Origin of the sequence: Flavobacterium odoriferum (assembly GCF_025499515.1) — a bacterium.
Lineage (GTDB): Bacteria > Bacteroidota > Bacteroidia > Flavobacteriales > Flavobacteriaceae > Flavobacterium > Flavobacterium odoriferum.
Window position 1 is genome coordinate 109,950 of record NZ_JAMKFA010000010.1, and the last position, 19,646, is coordinate 129,595.

At 31.3% G+C, this 19,646-nt stretch carries 21 protein-coding genes; 6 read left to right on the forward strand and 15 right to left on the reverse strand.

Features of this window, described 5'->3' with window-relative positions:
• Window positions 1-48: 48 nt before the first annotated feature.
• The 4 genes from M9Q43_RS08980 to M9Q43_RS08995 all read right to left on the reverse strand — a co-directional run bounded on the left by M9Q43_RS08980 (window position 49) and on the right by M9Q43_RS08995 (window position 2,671).
• A complete protein-coding gene (locus tag M9Q43_RS08980) occupies window positions 49-1,296 on the reverse strand; it encodes a mechanosensitive ion channel family protein (RefSeq protein ID WP_262318597.1) in 1,248 nt (415 codons plus the stop codon).
• 3 nt (window positions 1,297-1,299) lie between these two features.
• Window positions 1,300-1,584 (reverse strand): DUF3817 domain-containing protein, encoded by a 285-nt coding sequence (locus M9Q43_RS08985; protein ID WP_262318598.1) that lies wholly within the window; start codon window positions 1,582-1,584, stop codon window positions 1,300-1,302.
• The gene (locus M9Q43_RS08990) at window positions 1,581-2,189 is read right to left on the reverse strand and encodes a YqaA family protein (RefSeq protein ID WP_262318599.1); all 609 of its coding nucleotides are present in this window, start codon (window positions 2,187-2,189) and stop codon (window positions 1,581-1,583) included. The genes M9Q43_RS08985 and M9Q43_RS08990 overlap by 4 nt, the downstream gene beginning before the upstream one ends.
• 113 nt (window positions 2,190-2,302) lie before the next feature.
• Window positions 2,303-2,671 carry a hypothetical protein gene (locus tag M9Q43_RS08995; RefSeq protein ID WP_262318600.1) on the reverse strand — a complete coding sequence of 123 codons (369 nt, stop codon included), beginning with the start codon at window positions 2,669-2,671 and terminating at the stop codon, window positions 2,303-2,305.
• A gap of 180 nt (window positions 2,672-2,851) precedes the next feature.
• Between M9Q43_RS08995 and M9Q43_RS09000 the strand changes: the two genes are divergently transcribed.
• Genes M9Q43_RS09000 through M9Q43_RS09020 form a run of 5 tightly spaced genes read left to right on the forward strand, consistent with a single transcriptional unit; the run spans window position 2,852 to window position 6,563 of the window.
• Window positions 2,852-4,771, forward strand: a complete 1,920-nt coding sequence (locus tag M9Q43_RS09000; RefSeq protein WP_262318601.1) for a DUF294 nucleotidyltransferase-like domain-containing protein — start codon at window positions 2,852-2,854, stop codon at window positions 4,769-4,771.
• 3 nt (window positions 4,772-4,774) lie between these two features.
• A complete protein-coding gene (locus M9Q43_RS09005) occupies window positions 4,775-5,383 on the forward strand; it encodes a 3'-5' exonuclease (protein ID WP_262318602.1) in 609 nt (202 codons plus the stop codon).
• Between the two features lie 9 nt (window positions 5,384-5,392).
• Window positions 5,393-6,007, forward strand: a complete 615-nt coding sequence (locus M9Q43_RS09010; protein ID WP_262318603.1) for a GDSL-type esterase/lipase family protein — start codon at window positions 5,393-5,395, stop codon at window positions 6,005-6,007.
• Window positions 6,004-6,378, forward strand: a complete 375-nt coding sequence (locus M9Q43_RS09015) for a hypothetical protein (RefSeq protein ID WP_262318604.1) — start codon at window positions 6,004-6,006, stop codon at window positions 6,376-6,378. The genes M9Q43_RS09010 and M9Q43_RS09015 overlap by 4 nt, the downstream gene beginning before the upstream one ends.
• A gap of 2 nt (window positions 6,379-6,380) precedes the next feature.
• On the forward strand, window positions 6,381-6,563 hold the full coding sequence (locus tag M9Q43_RS09020; RefSeq protein ID WP_262318605.1) for a hypothetical protein: 183 nt from the start codon (window positions 6,381-6,383) through the stop codon (window positions 6,561-6,563).
• 58 nt (window positions 6,564-6,621) lie between these two features.
• Here the strand turns inward: M9Q43_RS09020 and acs are convergent, their stop codons facing one another.
• From acs to M9Q43_RS09075, 11 genes are all read right to left on the reverse strand, one after another.
• Window positions 6,622-8,529, reverse strand: coding sequence for an acetate--CoA ligase (gene acs / locus M9Q43_RS09025; protein WP_262318606.1), 1,908 nt, complete (start codon window positions 8,527-8,529; stop codon window positions 6,622-6,624).
• A 110-nt stretch (window positions 8,530-8,639) separates the two neighbouring features.
• Window positions 8,640-10,535, reverse strand: coding sequence for an acetate--CoA ligase (locus M9Q43_RS09030; protein ID WP_262318607.1), 1,896 nt, complete (start codon window positions 10,533-10,535; stop codon window positions 8,640-8,642).
• Between the two features lie 98 nt (window positions 10,536-10,633).
• On the reverse strand, window positions 10,634-11,308 hold the full coding sequence (locus M9Q43_RS09035) for a hypothetical protein (RefSeq protein ID WP_262318608.1): 675 nt from the start codon (window positions 11,306-11,308) through the stop codon (window positions 10,634-10,636).
• Window positions 11,298-11,606: a hypothetical protein gene (locus tag M9Q43_RS09040; protein ID WP_262318609.1), complete on the reverse strand. Its 309-nt coding sequence runs from the start codon at window positions 11,604-11,606 to the stop codon at window positions 11,298-11,300. The genes M9Q43_RS09035 and M9Q43_RS09040 overlap by 11 nt, the downstream gene beginning before the upstream one ends.
• Window positions 11,607-11,618: 12 nt before the next feature.
• Complete coding sequence (locus tag M9Q43_RS09045) at window positions 11,619-11,993, reverse strand: response regulator transcription factor (protein ID WP_262318610.1); 375 nt, start codon at window positions 11,991-11,993, stop codon at window positions 11,619-11,621.
• A 6-nt stretch (window positions 11,994-11,999) separates the two neighbouring features.
• The gene (locus M9Q43_RS09050) at window positions 12,000-14,693 is read right to left on the reverse strand and encodes an ATP-binding protein (RefSeq protein WP_262318611.1); all 2,694 of its coding nucleotides are present in this window, start codon (window positions 14,691-14,693) and stop codon (window positions 12,000-12,002) included.
• Window positions 14,686-14,880, reverse strand: a complete 195-nt coding sequence (locus tag M9Q43_RS09055) for a hypothetical protein (protein ID WP_262318612.1) — start codon at window positions 14,878-14,880, stop codon at window positions 14,686-14,688. The genes M9Q43_RS09050 and M9Q43_RS09055 overlap by 8 nt, the downstream gene beginning before the upstream one ends.
• Window positions 14,881-14,972: 92 nt before the next feature.
• Window positions 14,973-16,721 carry a sodium:solute symporter family protein gene (locus tag M9Q43_RS09060; RefSeq protein WP_262318613.1) on the reverse strand — a complete coding sequence of 583 codons (1,749 nt, stop codon included), beginning with the start codon at window positions 16,719-16,721 and terminating at the stop codon, window positions 14,973-14,975.
• A 24-nt stretch (window positions 16,722-16,745) separates the two neighbouring features.
• Entirely contained in the window at window positions 16,746-17,006 is a 261-nt protein-coding gene (locus M9Q43_RS09065; protein WP_262318614.1) for a DUF4212 domain-containing protein, read from the reverse strand.
• 24 nt (window positions 17,007-17,030) lie between these two features.
• Window positions 17,031-18,278: a hypothetical protein gene (locus tag M9Q43_RS09070; RefSeq protein ID WP_262318615.1), complete on the reverse strand. Its 1,248-nt coding sequence runs from the start codon at window positions 18,276-18,278 to the stop codon at window positions 17,031-17,033.
• 98 nt (window positions 18,279-18,376) lie between these two features.
• On the reverse strand, window positions 18,377-18,796 hold the full coding sequence (locus M9Q43_RS09075) for an IS1/IS1595 family N-terminal zinc-binding domain-containing protein (protein WP_262318616.1): 420 nt from the start codon (window positions 18,794-18,796) through the stop codon (window positions 18,377-18,379).
• A gap of 244 nt (window positions 18,797-19,040) precedes the next feature.
• On the opposite strand from M9Q43_RS09075, the gene M9Q43_RS09080 reads away from it, so the two are divergent.
• The gene (locus M9Q43_RS09080) at window positions 19,041-19,646 is read left to right on the forward strand and encodes a flavin reductase family protein (RefSeq protein ID WP_262318617.1); all 606 of its coding nucleotides are present in this window, start codon (window positions 19,041-19,043) and stop codon (window positions 19,644-19,646) included.

Genomic DNA, 19,646 nt, shown 5'->3' on the forward strand with positions numbered 1-19,646 from the left:
TTTGGTCAAAAATAGCATTAAATATCTATTTTTTATAATAAAAGTAGCTTATAGCTCGAAATTATTCGTCTGTGTACTTACAACTTCAAAAACTTCTAAATCAAAATAAGGAATTGATGCCATAGTATGATCAAAAATATCAGCCATAATATGTTCGTAGTTTATCCATTCTTTATCTTTAGAAAAGCAATAAATTTCCAAAGGAATTCCTTTTTCTGTAGGTTGTAAATAGCGTACCATTAAAAGCATTTCCTTATTAATTCCGGGATGCGAAAGAATGTACTGATTGATATATTTTCGGAACAAGCCTAAGTTCGTCAAATTTCTACCATTAACAATATTAGATTTATCAATCTTATTTATGGTATTGTATTTATCAATATCAGCCTGTCTGTGAGCAATATATGATGCAATGTGTTGGATTTTTTTATATTTTTCAATTTCTTCTGGTGTTATAAACTTAACCGAATGTGCTTTAATTAATATATGCCTTTTTATACGACGACCATTTGAGTTTAACATTCCTCGCCAGTTTTTGAAACTATCTGAAATTAAACTGTAGGTAGGAATTGTTGTGGTTGTATTATCAAAATTACGAACTTTAACGGTTGCTAAATTAATTTCGATTACATCACCATCGGCACCAAATTTATCCATCGTAATCCAATCACCAATACGAACCATATCATTTACAGAAACCTGAATACTGGCAACAAAACCAAGAATTGTATCTTTAAAAATAAGAAAGATTAATGCCGAAATTGCTCCAAATGTTGTTAGTAATGTTTTTAATGTAAAATCAAACATTATCAATATAAAAGAAGTAATTCCAAAAATCCATAAAACAATCATAATTACTTGAATGTAACTATCAATTGGTTTGTCGCTAAAACGTGGTTTGTGCTTTAAATAATCTTTAAGTGCATTAAAAATACTTCTAGTAATCCAAAGTGAAAGAATAATAATGTAAATTTTTACACCTTTTTCAAAGAAGTCTTCCCAATATGTAAACTTACTTAAAATTACAGGAACCGTTTTATAAATAAATAAAAGCGGCATCAAATGAGCAATATATTTAGCCGTTTTATTAGCTACTAAAAAGTCATCAAAACTAGATTTTGTTTTTGCTGCAACAATGGCTAAAAAAACAATAAATATTTTTTTAAAAATAAAATCTAAAACATAGGAAACCACTATTAAAACAATAAGGTTTATGAACAAATTTAGATAAAGCGAAACATCTTCGCTAAAATCCCATTGTTTAAATAATTGGTATGCCCAGTTAAAAATTTTCAAGTTTTACACTTCTTTTGGTTGTAAATATTTTTTGTCAATATAAAAAGTTGCAAATGGAAATAATGAAGCTAAACAAATGATAGCAAATTCTTTAAGTGTCCATTTTTGAGACTTTTTATTCAAAATTGCAAAAGCAATATACAACATAAAAAGCACACCATGAGCCATTCCTATATTTTTTACATAAATAGGTTCACCTGCAATGTATTTCATTGGCATTGCAAAAAAGTATAATGCAAGAGTAGAAAGTCCTTCTAAAAGAGCAATTGATCTAAATGATTTCATCATGATAAAGCAGAATAAATTACAAATCCATAAATAGCAAAACGGAAGAAACGTAGTAAACCAAACAAGAAGAAATGTTTTCTTGAATAGTTAATCATTCCGGCAGCCAAACAAGCAATAGCAAAAGGTAACGGTAACAAAGCACCCACAGCAATTAAAAAGCCACCCCATTTTTGCATGTTAATTACGTGTTTTTGCATTTTTCCATACAAATATTTATTGACTGAAGGAATTGCAACAATAGCCATTCCCATAAAATAAGCAATTACACCTCCTAAGTAGGATAGAAAAGCTAATATGGATAGATAGAGTAGTGGTGATTCTGTATTTTTTGTCCAGGCTATAAAAATATCTGGTGGAATTAACCCTAAAATACTTTCTGAAGCTAAAAAGATTGAAAAAATAAATAAATCACTAAAATTTTGGGTAATATAAACCAATCCTTTATTAAGATTAATTACTTCATAATTTATATAAAAAAGTATGGCAACAACTATAACTGTTGGCAAAATTGCTTTTTTAACACCTTCCCAAATGAACCCATAAAAACCAGTGTATTTGTAGTATTGATGTAATAATTTGTATCTTGGTTTTTTAACTTTTGACATATCTTAAATTTTGGACAAAATTAAGTGAATAGAAATTAGAAATACGTTAAGAAAAATAAAAAAAATCGGTAAAAATACTTCTACCGATTAATATTATGTAAAATAGAAAAGAATTAGTATGCTAGAAAAGCTTTGTTGTATTCTTTTAAATCTAATACGTTATTTTTCTTGCTTAAATCAGTGAACAAAGAAAGGAAGTAATTAAAACTTTCAATATTATTTTCTTCTGATATATTTGCTTCGATTTCAGATTCTTTAGAATCAACAGGTTCGTCATCTGGAATTCCAATAAAAAAAGCATTATTTGAATCCAAATGCTCATAAGCTAAACGTAAGGCTTTTGTAACAACTGGATTATTTAATTCTAAAGTAATTTCTCTGATTTTTTTTAAATCTTCAACAATTTCAGAAACTACAAATTTATCTTGTAATAAATCTTTCTGAATCTTTTCAATTAATTTTAGGGCTTGTTTGTTTTCCATGATTTGTGTAATAAGCCACAAAATTACTATTTCTATAAGTTATACACAAACCTTTTTAAGAGTTATTTTAGCATATTTACAATTGAACTATAATATACATTATGTAAAATAGAATATTTATTAAACATCTATATTAACATCTTATAAATTTTGTATCTTCGTATGGTAAATGCACAAAATATGAAAAATCCAATTGCTGAACGAATCACAGATTTCTTAAAAAACTATCCTCCATTTTCGAGTTTAACCTATCAAAACTTGCTTACCATTGCAAAAAGTTGTCAAGTTTTATACCTAGAAAAAAATCAAACACTTTTTAAAATTAACGATGCGACACATTCATTTTTTTATGTTGTTGCTTCAGGCGCTGTTGGTTTGTCAGTAACTTCTGATGCAGATGATATTCTAATAGATAAATGTGACGAAGGCGATATTTTAGGATTACGACCATTTTTTGCAAAGAACAACTATTTAATGACTGCAAAAGCACGCGAAGAAAGTATTATTTATGCAATTCCTATCGAGACTTTTAAACCTTATGTGGCAGAAAACCCTGATGTTTTGAGCTTTTTATTAGAAAGTTTTGCTTCAAATACAAGAAATCCGTACGATAAAAACAATAAAGGAAAGTTAATTTCTGAAAATGTCATATATAACGATCAAAATGCTGAAATTCAATATTATCAACCTATAAAATATACCGCAAATCCAATTACCGCTTCACCCAACGACATTGTTCGCTTTGTAGCGCAAACAATGGCAAGTAGTAAAATTGGAAGTATGATTATTCATCAAGATAGAAAACCAATTGGCATTGTAACCGATAAAGATTTGCGTTCAAAAATTGCTACTGGATTATTTAGTATTGAAGTTAAGATTGACAAAATTATGTCATCGCCTGTAATTACTGTTGCCGATAATTTATCTATTGCCGAAGCACAAATTATGATGTTGAAACACGGTGTTTCGCATTTATGTGTTACAAAAGATGGTTCAAACGATTCTGAAATCACAGGAATTATTACTGAACATGATATTGTGGTTGCTCAAGCAAACAACCCGGGAGTTTTGCTAAAACAATGTAAAAGAGCACAAAAATCTGCTGATTTAAAAGAAGTAAGAGAAAAATTATCCGATTTAATTCAGCATTCTTTAGATAAAAACGTACCTATTAATCATATTTCTTCTATTGTTGGTGAAATCAACTTAGCCATAACAAGTAGAGCTATCGAATTGGCCGTTGAAAAAATTGGATCTCCTCCTCCAGCCCAGTTTGCTTGGTTAAACATTGGTAGTCAAGGAAGAAAAGAGCAATTACTAATGACCGATCAAGACAACGCAATTGTTTTTGAAGATGTTCCAGAAGATAAATACGATGATGTTAAAAAATATTTCATCGAATTAGCAGAAAAAGTTACTAAAACACTAAATAAAGTTGGGTATGAATATTGTCCCGCAGAAATGATGGCAAGCAATCCACTTTGGTGTAAATCAGTTTCCGATTGGAAAAACCAATACAAAGGTTGGATTACGGCTCCAGGAGAAAAAGGTATTTTGATGTGCACTATTTTCTTTGATTATGATTTTGTTTATGGAAATGAAACTTTAGTTGATGCAATTACCAAAACAATCCAAGAAGAAACCCACGATAATCAGTTGTTTTTTGCCTATTTAGGTGCTGATGCTTTGAAAAATCCACCGCCATTAGGCTTTTTCCGTCAGTTTTTAGTTGAAAGTGATGGCGAACATAAAGATACTTTTGATTTAAAAGGAAGAGCTTTAATGCCATTGATTGATGCAGCCCGAATTTTATCCCTAGGTAAAGGAATTAAGAATACTGCCAATACTATTTCTAGGTATGCTAAACTAGCAGAATTAGAACCTCAGAACGCTCCTATTTATGAAGCTTGTGGTGATGCTTTTGCTGAATTATTGAAGTTTAGAACGGAAGAAGGTTTAAAAAATGATTCTGATGGTAGGTATTTGAATTTAAGCGAGTTATCAAAGTTAGATAAAGTAAAACTTAAGAACGATTTTCAACCAATACATGACATTCAAGAAGTGATTAAAAATCGTTTTCAATTAACTTATTTCACTTAAGATATGGCGTTCAATTGGTTTAAAAAAATAGTTAAAGATCATCCTAAATTTTGGGAAACCTATCTTTCTTATTTTGATGAAAATCAAGATAAAAAGAAACGTTTTGTTGTTTTTGATTGCGAAACTACTGGTTTAGATTACAAATCTGACCGAATTTTATCTATTGGTGCAGTTGCTATTGAAAACAATCAAGTAATTGTTGGCGATTTTATGGAAGTGTTTTTACAACAAGACATTTTTAAAGCAGAATCGGTGCCTATTCATGGTATTTTAAAAGAAGGAAAAGAAGAAAAAATTGTCGAAGCCGAAGCTATAATTCGTTTTTTAGAATTTATAAAAGATGCCACTTTGGTTGGTCATCATGTTGATTTTGATATCGAAATGATTAATCAAGGTTTAGCACGATTAGACGTTGGAAAATTAAAAAATCAGGCAATGGATACTGATGTTATGTATCAAAAATTGAAATACTTACCGCAAGAACAACATAGTTCGTTAGATGAATTATGTGATATTTATAAAATTAGAAAATCGGACCGACATACTGCAAGTGGTGATGCTTTTATAACTGCTTTATTGTTTTTGAAATTAAAAAAGAAATTAGAAATTTAATTCCAAAAGATGCAAAACGATTGGGCTTACTTGGAAAAATATGCTTTAGAAAATCAGAAATTACTAAAACTGCATAATAATGGTAATCTAATTGTTTTCATTGGTGATTCGATAACCGAATTTTGGGAACGCTACGATTCGATATTCTTTTGTCAAAATGATTATATCAATAGGGGCATTAGTAGTCAAATAACTTCACAAATTTTGGAACGTTTTCAAAATGATGTTATTGATTTACAGCCTAAACGTGTAATTATTTTAGCAGGAATTAATGATATTGCTGAAAATAATGGTCCAATTTCATTAGAAGAAACTTTCCAAAATATAGTTTTAATGGTTAATAAAGCAAATGAAAATAACGTAGAAGCAATTTTGTGTTCTGTACTTCCTACAAATAGTTTTTATTGGAATCCAAAATTACAACCAATTGATAAAATCATGCAACTCAATCAAATGATAAAGGCTTATTCCTTAATCAATCAAATAAAATACGTTGATTATTATACTGAAATGATTGATGAAAATTTAGGTTTAGATACAAAATATTCAGATGATGGAGTTCATCCAAATTTAGATGGTTATTTAAAAATGAAAACTATACTTGAATTTTACATGAAATTATGAATCGCTTACTAAATTTAGGATTATTAATTGCTTTTCAATTTTGCTATTTGGAATGGCCAAATCATTCTATGTTTGTATTTGAGGCTGAATATGATATTTTTTCAAAGACAGAAAGTTTGTTTAATAATTTAATGCATCCAATTATATTATTAGGTTTAATTACTCAACTATTACTTTTACTGGGGTTTGTTTTGAAATACTTCAATAAAAAAATAAATAATATTGCTGTTTTATTATTGTCAATATTAGTTTTATTCATCTTTTTGATAGGAATTTTAGATTGGAATTATAAAATAATTACTTCCACTACTCCTTTTTTGATTTTAGCAGGAATTTATTTTACTAAATTGAGAAAAATAAAAAAAATATAATTATGAAAAAAAATGACGCACCAGTATTTATGTTAACAATTGTTGCAATAATTGTAGGAGTTGCCTTGTATAAACTAATAGACTTTAAAAATCTATCAGTTGAAAAACCAGCACTTGCTTCTATTTATTTGATTACATTTTTGTTTTCTCTATTTGTAATTATAAAGAATAGATTAAAAAAATAACAAAAATAAAAAAACTGCTCCAGAAATGGAGCAGTTTTTAACCAATAAAACTAAAAAACTAAAGCTTGCCATCTTTAATTTCATCCACTATTTCAGGATTTAATAAAGTTGAGATGTCTCCAAAGTTAGAGAAGTCTCCTTCAGCAATCTTTCTTAATATTCTGCGCATGATTTTACCCGAACGAGTTTTTGGTAAACCACTCACAAACTGTATTTTATCTAATTTCGCAATCGGACCAATTTGATCAGAAATCAATTGATTAATCTCTTTTGCAAGATTATTTTTATCACGACTTTCTCCTGTTTCTTTTAGAATTACAAAACCGTATAATGCATTTCCTTTAATGTCATGTGGGAAGCCTACAATTGCACTTTCTGCAACCGCTGGGTGTTCGTTGATCGCATCTTCAATAGGTGCTGTTCCTAAATTATGTCCTGAAACAATAATAACATCATCTACTCTACCTGTAATTCTATAATACCCAACTTCATCACGCAAAGCACCATCTCCTGTGAAATATTTACCTGGAAAAGCTGTAAAATACGTTTCTTTATAACGTTGATGATCACCCCAAATGGTTCTTGCCATTGACGGCCAAGGGAATTTAATACACAAAGCTCCTGTTACTTGATTCCCTTCAATTTCATTTCGCAATTCATCCATTAAAACAGGCTGAATTCCTGGTAAGGGTAATGACGCATACGTAGGTTTTGTAGGTGTTACAAACGGAATTGGCGAAATCATAATTCCTCCAGTTTCGGTTTGCCACCAAGTGTCTACTAATGGACATCGTTTTCCTCCTACATGGTCGTTATACCAGTGCCATGCCTCTTCGTTAATAGGTTCACCAACAGAACCAATTACTTTTAATGAACTCAATGGATGTTTTTGAACAAAATCTAAACTTTCTTTTGCCAACGCACGAATAGCTGTTGGAGCTGTATAAAACTGGGTGATTTTATGTTTTTCAATTACTTCCCAAAAACGACTAAAATCTGGGTAAGAAGGTACTCCTTCAAAAATTACGGTAGTAGCGCCATTTAAAAGTGGTCCGTATAAAATATAAGAATGTCCTGTAATCCAACCAATATCTGCAGTACACCAATACACATCATTTTCTTCATAATTGAAAACGTTTTTAAAGGTGTAAGCTGTGTAAACCATGTAACCAGCGGTTGAATGCACCATTCCTTTTGGTTTTCCGGTTGAGCCCGAAGTATATAAAATGAATAACGGATCTTCTGCATCCATAATTTCGGCAACATTATTTCCTAAAGAAGCATCTAAAAGAGGTTGTAACCACAAATCTCTGCCTTCTTTCATGGTTACTGCTGTATTGGTTCTATTAACGACCAAAACAGTTTCAACACAAGGACATTTGTCTAAAGCTTCATCAACAATTCCTTTTAAATCAATTGATTTATTACCTCTATAGCTTCCGTCAGAAGTAATTACCATTTTACATTCACTATCATTAATACGACTAGCAACTGCTGAAGATGAAAAACCAGCAAAAACAACTGAATGTATAGCTCCAATTCGAGCACAAGCTAAAACAGCTACGGCTAATTCGGGAATCATTGGCAAATAAATACAAACTCTATCGCCTTTTTTGATGCCTTGATCGCGCAAAACATTTGCCATTTTAGATACACGAACGTATAATTCGTTGTAAGAAATATGTTGTGCTGCTTCGCTTGGATCATTTGGTTCAAAAATAATAGCGGTTTTATCGCCTCTTTTTGCTAAATGTCTGTCAATACAGTTTTTAGTGATGTTAACTTTTGCATTTAAAAACCATTTAAAATTAGCTTCTTGCATGTCTACTTCAAAAACTTTATCCCATTTTTGATACCATACAAAGTTTTCATCAGCAATACGATCCCAGAATTTTCTTGGTTCGCGTACCGACTTCTTATACATTTTAAAGTAGTTTTCTAAATCGTGTATTTTATAATAACTCATTTTTTAGTTTATTTTTAATTGATAGTGTAAATATAACCAATCTATTTTTTGAAATTCATATTTTTTTGCTAAATAGATATAGTTAAGTGATTAGTGATTAACTATTAAATCTATTTAAAACAACCAATATTTGCATGTTCTAAAACTTCTCTGATTTCATCGATAATTGCTTCATCGTCAATTGTAGAAGGAACTTGAAATTGTTCACCATCAGCAATGCTTCGCATCATTTTTCGGAGAATTTTTCCAGAACGTGTTTTGGGTAAACGTTGCACAATAACTACATCGCGCAATGAAGCTACTGCACCAATTTGTTCACGAACCAAATGCACTACTTCATGTTGCAATTGGAAATGCTCAATGTCTTCTCCAGATTTTGCTACTACTAATGCCAAAGGAATTTGTCCTTTCAACTCATCATTAATTCCAATTACTGCACATTCTGCAACTGAGTGGTGTGAAGCTACAATTTCTTCCATTTCGGCGGTTGAAAGTCGGTGACCCGCTACATTGATAACATCATCTACTCTACCTGTGATGTAAATATAATCGTCATCATCTTTAAATCCGCCATCACCAGAGAAATAATACCCTGGGAATTTATTCAAATAACCTGCTTTAAAACGTTCGTTATCTTTCCATAAATCCAACAGTGTTCCTGGAGGCAATGGTAATTTGATTACTACGTAACCTTCTTCATTTGGACCTAATTCTTGTCCGTTTTCTCCAAAAATTCGGATATCGTAACCTGTAACTGCTTTTCCTGCTGAGCCTGGTTTTATTGGTAAATACTCCACTCCCATCATGTTAGCAATCATTGGCCAACCTGATTCTGTTTGCCACCAATGGTCAATAGCTGGAACTGGAATATGTTCGCGATACCATTCTAATGTCGCAACATCGCAACGTTCTCCAGCTAAGAATTGAATTCTTAAACTGCTTAAATCATATTGTTTGATGAATTCTCCGTTTGGATCTTCTTTTTTAATGGCACGAATGGCTGTTGGTGCGGTAAACATGATATTTACTTTATGTTCAGCAATTACGCGCCAAAATGTACTAGCATCAGGAGTTCGGATGGGTTTGCCTTCAAAAAGAATGGTAGTATTTCTATTCATTAAAGGTCCGTAAACAATATAACTATGCCCTACAACCCAACCCACATCAGAAGCTGCCCAAAAAACATCACCTTCTTTTGCATCGTAAATATGTTGCATTGAAAATTTAAGTGCGGTTGCATAACCTCCTGTATCTCTGACGATTCCTTTTGGTTTACCTGTTGTTCCGGAAGTATATAAAATGTATAAAGGATGAGTCGAATTTACAGGAATACAAGGTGTTTCTTCCGAACCATAAACCAATGCATCATAATCCACATCGTATTTTTTGAATGGAACTCTAGCACCTAATTTTCTATTGAAAACTACCACTTTTTCCGGTTTGTGATTGGCTAATTCGATAGCTTCATCTACTAAAGGTTTATAAGCAATTAATCGGTCGATTTCAATTCCTGATGAAGCGGTGATAATCGCTTTTGGTTCGCAATCATCAATACGAATGGCTAATTCATGCGGTGCGAAACCTCCAAAAACTACCGAATGTGTTACTCCTATTCGAGCACAAGCTAACATGGCAAAAGCCGCTTGAGGAATCATTGGCATATAAATTACAGTGGTATCGCCTTTTTCTAAACCAAGTGATAATAAACCGCCAGCTAATTTGGCTACTTCGGTTTTAACTTCGTTAAATGTATACTTTTTAACAGTTTGTGTAACGGGTGAATCGTAGATGATAGCCACTTGTTCGCCATAGCCATCTTGAATGTGTTTGTCAACCGCAAGGTAGCAAGCGTTTAAATTTCCATCAGCAAACCATAAAGGATAACCGTTTGTATCGGTTGATAAAATGTTGGAAGGTAAATTATACCATTCTAATTGATTGGCTTGTTCCTTCCAGAATTCTTCAGAAGAAGTAATACTTTTATTATAAATATCGCAATAATTCATTTGTATTATTCAATTTATGTGATTTATTTTCTTTAGTAAATGTAGAAAATAAAATAATGCTAAATGAATTAATATTGCTAAATAGATATAGCTAAAATTTAAATACTTTCAATAAATTTATTAATTGAATCTAAATTTGATTTAGTTGGATTATGAGTGTAAATTTTTAAAAGTTTGCCATAAATTTCATTTGAAGAATTGCTAACTTTTATTAAGTGAGTTGATACTATAACTGAACGATACTTAAACCTACTAATGTAATAATCTGATTTTGTAATTTCTAATTTAATTTTTTTAGCTATTTCATTCAATAAAATAACATTTGAATCAGAATTTGTAGTTAATAAAATAATTGAAAAATGAAAATGTCCAAACTTTTCAGTCATACAAATTTTTATAAAATTAAGTTCTTTACTTAACTCAAAAAAAGAATAACCACTAAACTCTTCATCCAAATATTTTTTTATATGTATTTCTTTATTTCTATCAACAATTTCAAAATCATTATGGTTTATATTTTTTAAATCATCTGAAATTAATTTAATTGTAGGTTCAAATCTACTTCTTATAGCACTTATGTTTTTCTTTTTTTCAACCAAATTTTTATTTTCATCTATTTTTGGTTTAACTTTAAAAATCCAGAATATAAATAAAAATGGGGCTAAAATACATATAACAATAAAGTATGCAAAAAAAGGAAAATCAAACAAATTAGAAATAATAAGAATGATTGATAATAATAACAATGCAAACCAAGGACTTTTATAATTCATAATCTATATTGTGTTTTTTTCTTATATCGTTAATTATTTCATCAGGATTTTCATTTGTTATAGGTATAATAAAAACATCTTTTACTTTATATCCGAAATAATCATCTTTTAATACAAAATTTGAACTATCATTAACAAATTTGATATAGAAATATTTTCTTAGTAAATTTTCTGAATCAGATGATGTATAAACAGTTGACAAAATACAAATTGATTTTCTAAAAGAAATTTCAAAAAATTCTTTTTTTGTATAAGCATATGCAAAATAATTTTTATTCTCTCCTGTAATTACTTCCATTTTACATATTTTTTAAATTATTTTATTATCCAACAACTCCTCCACTTTTTCCACCACTTTCTTAATTGAAAATGGCTTGGTCATATAAGCATCAGCTCCTAGAGCTAATCCCTTTTCAATGTCGCTTTCTTTATTTTTTGCGGATAGAAACATGACTTTCGTGTGTTGTAAATTAGTATCTTTTCTGATTTGTTCTAAAGTGGCAAAACCATCAACCATTGGCATCATGATATCCAAAATGATAACATCAGGGAAATTAGTTTTTAAAATATCTAAAGCTTCTTGTCCGTCGCGGGCTATGAAAACTTCGTAATTACTTTTCTTGAACGTATATTCAAGTGTCATTACGATGTTGGGTTCGTCGTCTACTATTAAAATCTTCTTCATTTTCTTTTAATTTTCAATATTTTTTATCGGTAACGTAAAAGCTATACAAGCGCCTTTTATACTTGGTTCTACCCAAATTTTACCTTTGTGATGTTCTATAATTTGTTTGCAAATGGCCAATCCTAATCCGCTACCAACGGGTTTTTTGAAATTCTGATTGGAAGCTTGATAAAATTTGTCAAATATAACGTCAAAATCGTTAGGATTGATACCTTTTCCGTTGTCTTGCACTGAAGTTTCTATAAAATTATCTTTCTTTTTGACTTGAATGGTGATTAAACCATCGGTTTCGGGACAGAATTTTATCGCGTTTGACAGTAAATTGGTAACCACTTGAATGATTCTATCTTCGTCATAATAAGCCAAAACGGTGTCTTTACTTTCGACATAAACGCTGATATTTCGGTTCTTTATCAATTGTTTTAGCGGTTCAATCGAATGTTCAATCGTAGCAATTAAGTTGTTTTGACTTGGATGAATGGTTTGTTTTCCAGTTTCGAATTTCTCTAAATCCAAAATTTTATCAATCAAACGATTCAATCTGTCGGACTCCGAAATGATATTTTGTAAAAATTGTTTTCTTAGTTCTTCGGGAATCTCATCATCATCGTGTAAAATCTCACTCGCAGCACGAATAGCGGTAATTGGAGTACGGAGTTCGTGTGTTACCGTATCTAAAAATTCATCTTTTTGAACGTCTTTTCGAACCAACGTTTCATTGGCTTTTTGTAATTCAGAAGTGATTTTTTGGAGTTGGTTTGAAGTTTCCGTTAATTTTTTATTGATGGTAATATTTTCTTTCGATTCTTCCAGAATTTTTAAAACTTCTGGCAAGGTTACTTTTTCTTCCTTAACCACACTCGAAATCAGAATTCGTGCTGAAGCTGTTCCAATGTGTCCTGTTAATAAATTTTCGGCGAATTTCACTAATCTGGCATCGGCTAATTCTTGATCTTTATCAACGTTGTACTTCACATTGAAAATATTCATCGCGCGTTTGGTACGTTCTTCGCCTAAAAATCGGATTAAGACTTTTTCGATATCGCGAGTGTAAGCGGTTCCTTTCCAAACGAATGCATTCTCGTGATTGGTACTGTATTTATCGATATCAACGTACATTTCGGCATAATTGCGTTCGCGATAATTTCCTTTAAAACTCACCGAAACCGCGAAATAAGTCAAGGTATTGAATAACATACTCCAGAATAATGCATGCGGAACCGGTTGTAAATAATCCAATCCGAAAAGTTGGAAAGGTTTTAATAAACCTATTTTCATAAAACCTTCTGAAACAAAAGAACTTTCGTTATTAGTCAACCCAATAGCATATGGCAATAACAAGGTATAAATGCAAATTAAAAATCCGATTAAAATTCCGTAAATTGCTCCTAATCTTGAACCTCTTCTCCAGAAAATGGCTCCGAAAAATGCTGGCGCTAATTGAGCAATAATCACAAACGAAATCAATCCGATAGAAACCAAACTGTAATCTAAAGCGAAGAATCTGTAAATGAAATAGGCAGCGATAATCAGTGAAAAAATTCCGATTTTACGAATATTGACAATCTTTTTATTGTTTATGATTTGTTCTTCGTTCTTTAATTTTCCTAAGAAAGTATACGGAATTAATAAATTGTTACTCAACATCGTAGACAAACTGATGCTCGAAACGACAATCATTGATATTGCTGCTGAAAATCCGCCAAGAAAAACTAAAACAGTTAAGGTTTTATTATCGAAAAATTGAGGAATTAAAAGCGAATACGTATCAGCATTTACATTTTGACCATCAAATAATACGTTTCCGCCCCAAGCAATTGGGTACACAAAAATATTGAACAACAATAAATACAAAGGAAACAACCAAATTGCCGTTTTAATATGACGTTCTCTATTATTTTCCACTACCGACATTTGGAATTGTCTTGGCAATAAGAAAATAGCAAAAAGCGAAACCATACTTAAAAAGAACCAGTTTAATCCTTGTTCTAATCCGCCGATGTTATTTTTTTCTTTGAAGTTCTCTAAAAGTGATGCTTTTGCATAAATATCATCGTATCCATCAAAAACGAAGAAAGTAACGTATACTCCAACAATTAAAAAGAAGACTAACTTCAGTATACTTTCTAAAGCTACAGCAGTTACAATTCCTTTTCTTTTTTCGGATGCATCAACATAACGTGTTCCATAATAAGAAGCAAATAATGCTAAAGCGATGGCGACATAAGTCGTGGTGTCATCAAAAATGTATGAACTTGTATTCGTTTTTGTTACAATATGAAATGTTTCTGAGATTGCTTTTAATTGTAAAGCGATGTATGGAGTAATTCCAGCTAAACAAACTACAGTAACTATGGCTCCTAAAAATCTACTATTGCCATATCGAAGAGAAATGAAATCAGCAATACTTGAAATTTTATTGACACGTGAAATGCGAATGATTTTCTTTAAAATTATAATCCATGCAGGAATTATAATAATGGGTCCGATGTAAATGGGTAAATAACCTAAACCCGAATTTGCTGCTACTCCAATACTTCCATAATATGTCCAAGCGGTACAATATACAGCCAAAGACAAAGAATAGATGTACGAATTATTAGTCCATTTGACATTTTCTTTTTTTTCTGCCCAATGTGCGATAAAAAAAAGAATACCCAAGTAGCCTAATAAAATAAGTAATAAAACAGCACTATTCATAATAACGTTGTACTACAATCCAAGACATTAAAACTGAAAACAACCAAACTGAAAAAATGTAAATGTAAATGACTGGAAACCCAAATACATTATCAGCACTATCAAATAGCAAAACGATTGGTAAATTGAGTACCAATAGCAACAAAACGGACAATACTACTAATTTTTGTTGATGTCTTTTTTTCATTTTGAAGGACTAATTTTATTTGAATTTTTAAAAATACAAACTCTGCTCCCGAAAAACAAGAGCAGAGTTGTAAAATTATATTTGAATCAGAATTAGTGTGCAGCTCCAGCTTCACCTGCTCCAGAAGGAATACGGATATTCTCTACAATATCTTGTACTTCTTGTGGTGGCGCTGGTGTAAACTTACTTACTACTAAAGCAACAATAAAGTTTGCAATCATAGCAACAGTTCCAAATCCCTCAGGAGAAATTCCAAACCACCATTCCGATTTGTCTGGCATTTCACCAATCCAGCCTAATTTGAATTTTGCCATGTAGTATAACATTAATGCCATACCAACAACCATACCAGCAACAGCTCCTTCTTTGTTCATTTTTTTGTGGAAAATACCCAAAATAATTGCTGGGAAGAATGATGCCGCCGCTAATCCAAATGCCAACGCTACAACAGCTGCAACGAATCCTGGAGGATTAATTCCAAAATAACCAGCAATTACAACAGCAACAGCGGCAGAAATACGAGCAGTCCATAATTCACCTTTTTCAGAAATATTTGGGTTAACCATCTTCTTGATTAAATCGTGAGAAACGGCCGCAGAAATTACTAACAATAAACCAGCAGCAGTTGAAAGTGCAGCAGCTAAAGCTCCAGCAGCAACCAATGCAATAACCCAGTTAGGTAATTTAGCAATTTCAGGATTAGCTAACACCATGATATCATTGTCAATATACAATTCGTTAGCACTTTCAGCATTTGGTTGGTCTTTTTGTGGTTTACCATCTTTCAATACAAAAGCATCTCCTTTTACATATTGAATTTTTCCATCTGCATTTTTGTCATTATAGATTAAAAGACCAGTTTTTTCCCAGTTTTTGAACCATTGAGGCATGTCTGCATAATTTTTATTACTAACTGTTTCGATTAAGTTAGTTCTTGCAAAAACAGATACTGCAGGTGCTGTTGTATATAAAATTACAATAAATACTAATGCTAATCCAGCAGATTTACGTGCATCTTTTACATTTTTAACCGTAAAGAAACGAACAATTACGTGAGGTAATCCAGCAGTTCCAACCATTAAAGCTAAAGTAATCGCCAAAACGTCAATCATTGATTTTGAACCATCTGTATATTCAGCAAATCCTAATTCTGTTGATAGACCGTTTAATTTATCTAATAAATATACATCTCCACCAGCAACAGTACTTCCCATTCCTAATTGTGGGATTGGATTTCCGGTCATTTGGATTGAAATGAAGATTGCAGGAACCATGAAAGCGAAAATTAATACACAATATTGTGCTACTTGGGTATACGTAATACCTTTCATTCCTCCTAAAACAGCGTAGAATAAAACAATTACCATTCCAATAATTACACCAGTGTTAATTTCAACTTCTAAGAATCTTGAAAATACAACTCCTACTCCACGCATTTGACCCGCTACATAAGTAAACGAAACAATCAAAGCACAAAAAACAGCTACTGAACGTGCAGTTTTTGAATAGTAACGATCTCCAATAAAATCAGGCACCGTGAATTTTCCAAATTTTCTTAAATAAGGAGCTAAAAGTAATGCTAAAAGTACATAACCTCCAGTCCAACCCATTAAATAAACTGCTCCATCATAACCTGCAAAAGAAATAATTCCTGCCATTGAAATAAATGATGCGGCAGACATCCAATCGGCAGCAGTTGCCATACCATTTGCTAGTGGAGAAACTCCTCCACCCGCTACATAAAACTCTTTAGTAGAACCCGCTCTTGTCCAAATAGCAATTCCAATGTAGATTGCAAACGTAATTCCTACAATAATATATGTCCAAATTTTTACATCCATGATTATAAATTTTTATCTTATTAATTAATCGTTATCAAAACCATATTTTTTATCTAATTTGTTCATTAAACGAACGTAGACAAAAATTAAGATTACGAAAACATACATTGATCCTTGTTGGGCAAACCAAAATCCCAGTGGAAATCCACCTAATTTGATTGTGTTTAATTGGTCTACAAATAGAATTCCTGCTCCATACGAGCATAGAAACCAAATGCTTAAAAGAATTAGAAGGTATCTTAAATTTTCCTTCCAATAAGCCGTAGCGTGTTTTTGATCACTCATTGTTTATTAGTTTTTGATTGTTTGTTAAAATGAATAGGCACATGAAATCATTGCTCTAAAATTACCAACATCTGTAGTGTTTCCACCAATCGATGCATCTGATTCTAAATCACCCCATGTAGCAGCAGTATACTCTAACTCTGGTGTAATTCTAAATTTATTTTGTTTGAAATCAACTCGTGCTGCTGCTCTCCATACATTATCAACTCCTCTTGTTCCAGAAGTTCCTCTCATGTATAATGCTGTTGCACCATCTTTTCCTGTTCCATCGTTTTTAGTATATCCAAAAAAGAATCCAGGTGCAATTTTCGCATTGTTACTAGCAATATCTAACCACAATGACGTTGTTTTTGTTGCTTCATATTTTTCAACTTGTCCTGGTGTTGTATATCCAGCAAAACCACCAAGCATTACTAAATTATACATGTTTTCACCTGTAATTCCGTAAGCTTTGATATGAAATTTATCATTATTGTATTTGAAATATCCTACAAATGATAAACTATTTACTTTTTCATCTGAAACTAAACCATTAGAAACAGTTAAAGGTTGTAAAGATTTAAATTCAGCTCCTAAACCTGCAATCCAATTTTTGTTTTTGAATTGAAATTGTCCGTGAAATGTTGGAATTGATGAATTAATTGAAGCAGAATTTTGGGTTCCTCCAGTTGCGGTTGCGGTTGTAAATTCTCTTTCTTTGTAAGCGGTTAATGCAAATGAAATATTGCTTGAAAGACTATGTTTTACTCTAATTTGTGATGCCCAACCAAATGGGTTAAATAAAATTCCTGTACTAAAGTTTGCTACTCCAGGAAAAACTTCAGGAATAAACGTTGGATACCAAGTTTGTCCCATTGTAACGGTGGTTTTAGACCATTCTAAACTTGCAAAAGCATGTCTTAATCTAAATTGACCAATAGAACCTTCAGTATTACCAAAGAAATCCCCTTCTAAAGTTCCAGAAGTTTTAGCTCCCCAAACATTTGGTCCTTTTGCTTTAACACCTAATCTTGAAACTACAGATAAAAAATTTGACGCACCTGCATCGTTAATATCTTTTCCGTTAGCATCAAAAACTTCATCTAAAGGATATAAATTTAAATTATATTCCCTTACTTGAGCTGATTTTCTTGTATCCCAAATATAATCAGTTCTAACGAAACCATAAAGATTTACGTCCCACTCCTTTTCTGCAGGTGCAGTTGTAGGAGCTGTTTGAGAATATCCTGAAAAGGATAAAGCTACAAACGATGCAATTAATACTTTTTTCATAATTTATGTTTTGGTTAGTGTTGCATTTCTGCTTGACCAAATTCTAAAATTATGTTAATGAAAAAAATTGTAATATATAATTTTGTAAAATAGTATAGTTAATCTTTAAAACGCTCCCATTTAATAAGCATAAACTTATCGCCAAGCTCTGTTATAATCATACCTGCACCAGACAATCTATCTTTATTTTGAAGGTATTCAACCAGCTCATTGTGCTTGAAAATCTTATAAGTTGGATGATAATTAGGATGTGGCGGTTTTTTGATTTTAAACTCTTTCACCCAATTGCTAATCGATACGTGCGAAACCCCTAAAATACGCTCAATTTCTCTAAAACTTAAACCTTCTAAATACAATTGTAATGCTTTAGTTACATAGTAATCATCTATCTTTTTACCTAATTTGTTGACAGTGAAATAATAATTACAAGATTTGCACAAATACCTTTGTCTATCTTTGATTACACCACTTTTTACAATTGAATCGCTTTGGCATTTGGGACATGATAAAATCTCCATATATATAATTTTTGCATAAATATACTAATTTTGCAAAATATACAAAAATATTGTTCGTAATTTTTCAAATATATTTTTTTACATATCACAATTATTTTTAATAAAAATTACACATAATGCAATAATAATCAAATACTAGCTTTTTTATGATTTTAGAATGTTCATAAAAATATTCAATTTTATCAAAAAAGTATAGTTATGACTTTAAATTATTTTACTTAATTTGTAGAAACAACACTAAACTATGCAATTCGATATTCAACATACCGAATCTTCCGCTTTATATAAGCTTTTAACAGGAACCGTAATTCCAAGACCTATTGGTTGGATTTCAACAATTGATGCCAATGGAATCAACAACCTTGCTCCATTTTCATTTTTTAATGTAGTAAGCGAAGATCCACCACACGTGATGTTTTCCACTGTTAGAACAGGAAACAAAAACAAAGACACCTTAAATAATATTTTAGATAACAAACAATTTGTTGTCAATTTAGTAACCGAAGATGTTGTAGAACAAATGAATACCACTTCTCAAAGCGTAGCTTCTGATATCGATGAATTTGAATTGGCTGGTGTTACTCCAATTGATGCTGTTTTTATCAACCCAAAACGCGTCAAAGAAAGCTTAGTGCATTTTGAATGTGAAATGGTACATCATTATTTTATTGAAAATCATCAAAATGGTGGTGCTTGCATTATTATTGGTAAAATAATCACCATGCATATTGACGATTCCATTCTAATGGAGAATCATAAAATCAATTTAGACAAATACAAGCCTGTTGCTCGTTTAGCAGGTTCAAATTATAGTAAATTAGGAGAAATTTTCTCCATAAAAAGACAATAA

Coding starts and splice junctions, on each gene's coding strand:
- M9Q43_RS08985 (WP_262318598.1), bottom strand. CDS start 1,584: ATGATGAAATCATTTAGATCAATTGCTCTTTTAGAAGGACTTTCTACT.
- M9Q43_RS08990 (WP_262318599.1), bottom strand. CDS start 2,189: ATGTCAAAAGTTAAAAAACCAAGATACAAATTATTACATCAATACTAC.
- M9Q43_RS08995 (WP_262318600.1), bottom strand. CDS start 2,671: ATGGAAAACAAACAAGCCCTAAAATTAATTGAAAAGATTCAGAAAGAT.
- M9Q43_RS09000 (WP_262318601.1), top strand. CDS start 2,852: ATGAAAAATCCAATTGCTGAACGAATCACAGATTTCTTAAAAAACTAT.
- M9Q43_RS09005 (WP_262318602.1), top strand. CDS start 4,775: ATGGCGTTCAATTGGTTTAAAAAAATAGTTAAAGATCATCCTAAATTT.
- M9Q43_RS09010 (WP_262318603.1), top strand. CDS start 5,393: ATGCAAAACGATTGGGCTTACTTGGAAAAATATGCTTTAGAAAATCAG.
- M9Q43_RS09015 (WP_262318604.1), top strand. CDS start 6,004: ATGAATCGCTTACTAAATTTAGGATTATTAATTGCTTTTCAATTTTGC.
- M9Q43_RS09020 (WP_262318605.1), top strand. CDS start 6,381: ATGAAAAAAAATGACGCACCAGTATTTATGTTAACAATTGTTGCAATA.
- acs (WP_262318606.1), bottom strand. CDS start 8,529: ATGAGTTATTATAAAATACACGATTTAGAAAACTACTTTAAAATGTAT.
- M9Q43_RS09030 (WP_262318607.1), bottom strand. CDS start 10,535: ATGAATTATTGCGATATTTATAATAAAAGTATTACTTCTTCTGAAGAA.
- M9Q43_RS09035 (WP_262318608.1), bottom strand. CDS start 11,308: ATGAATTATAAAAGTCCTTGGTTTGCATTGTTATTATTATCAATCATT.
- M9Q43_RS09040 (WP_262318609.1), bottom strand. CDS start 11,606: ATGGAAGTAATTACAGGAGAGAATAAAAATTATTTTGCATATGCTTAT.
- M9Q43_RS09045 (WP_262318610.1), bottom strand. CDS start 11,993: ATGAAGAAGATTTTAATAGTAGACGACGAACCCAACATCGTAATGACA.
- M9Q43_RS09050 (WP_262318611.1), bottom strand. CDS start 14,693: ATGAATAGTGCTGTTTTATTACTTATTTTATTAGGCTACTTGGGTATT.
- M9Q43_RS09055 (WP_262318612.1), bottom strand. CDS start 14,880: ATGAAAAAAAGACATCAACAAAAATTAGTAGTATTGTCCGTTTTGTTG.
- M9Q43_RS09060 (WP_262318613.1), bottom strand. CDS start 16,721: ATGGATGTAAAAATTTGGACATATATTATTGTAGGAATTACGTTTGCA.
- M9Q43_RS09065 (WP_262318614.1), bottom strand. CDS start 17,006: ATGAGTGATCAAAAACACGCTACGGCTTATTGGAAGGAAAATTTAAGA.
- M9Q43_RS09070 (WP_262318615.1), bottom strand. CDS start 18,278: ATGAAAAAAGTATTAATTGCATCGTTTGTAGCTTTATCCTTTTCAGGA.
- M9Q43_RS09075 (WP_262318616.1), bottom strand. CDS start 18,796: ATGGAGATTTTATCATGTCCCAAATGCCAAAGCGATTCAATTGTAAAA.
- M9Q43_RS09080 (WP_262318617.1), top strand. CDS start 19,041: ATGCAATTCGATATTCAACATACCGAATCTTCCGCTTTATATAAGCTT.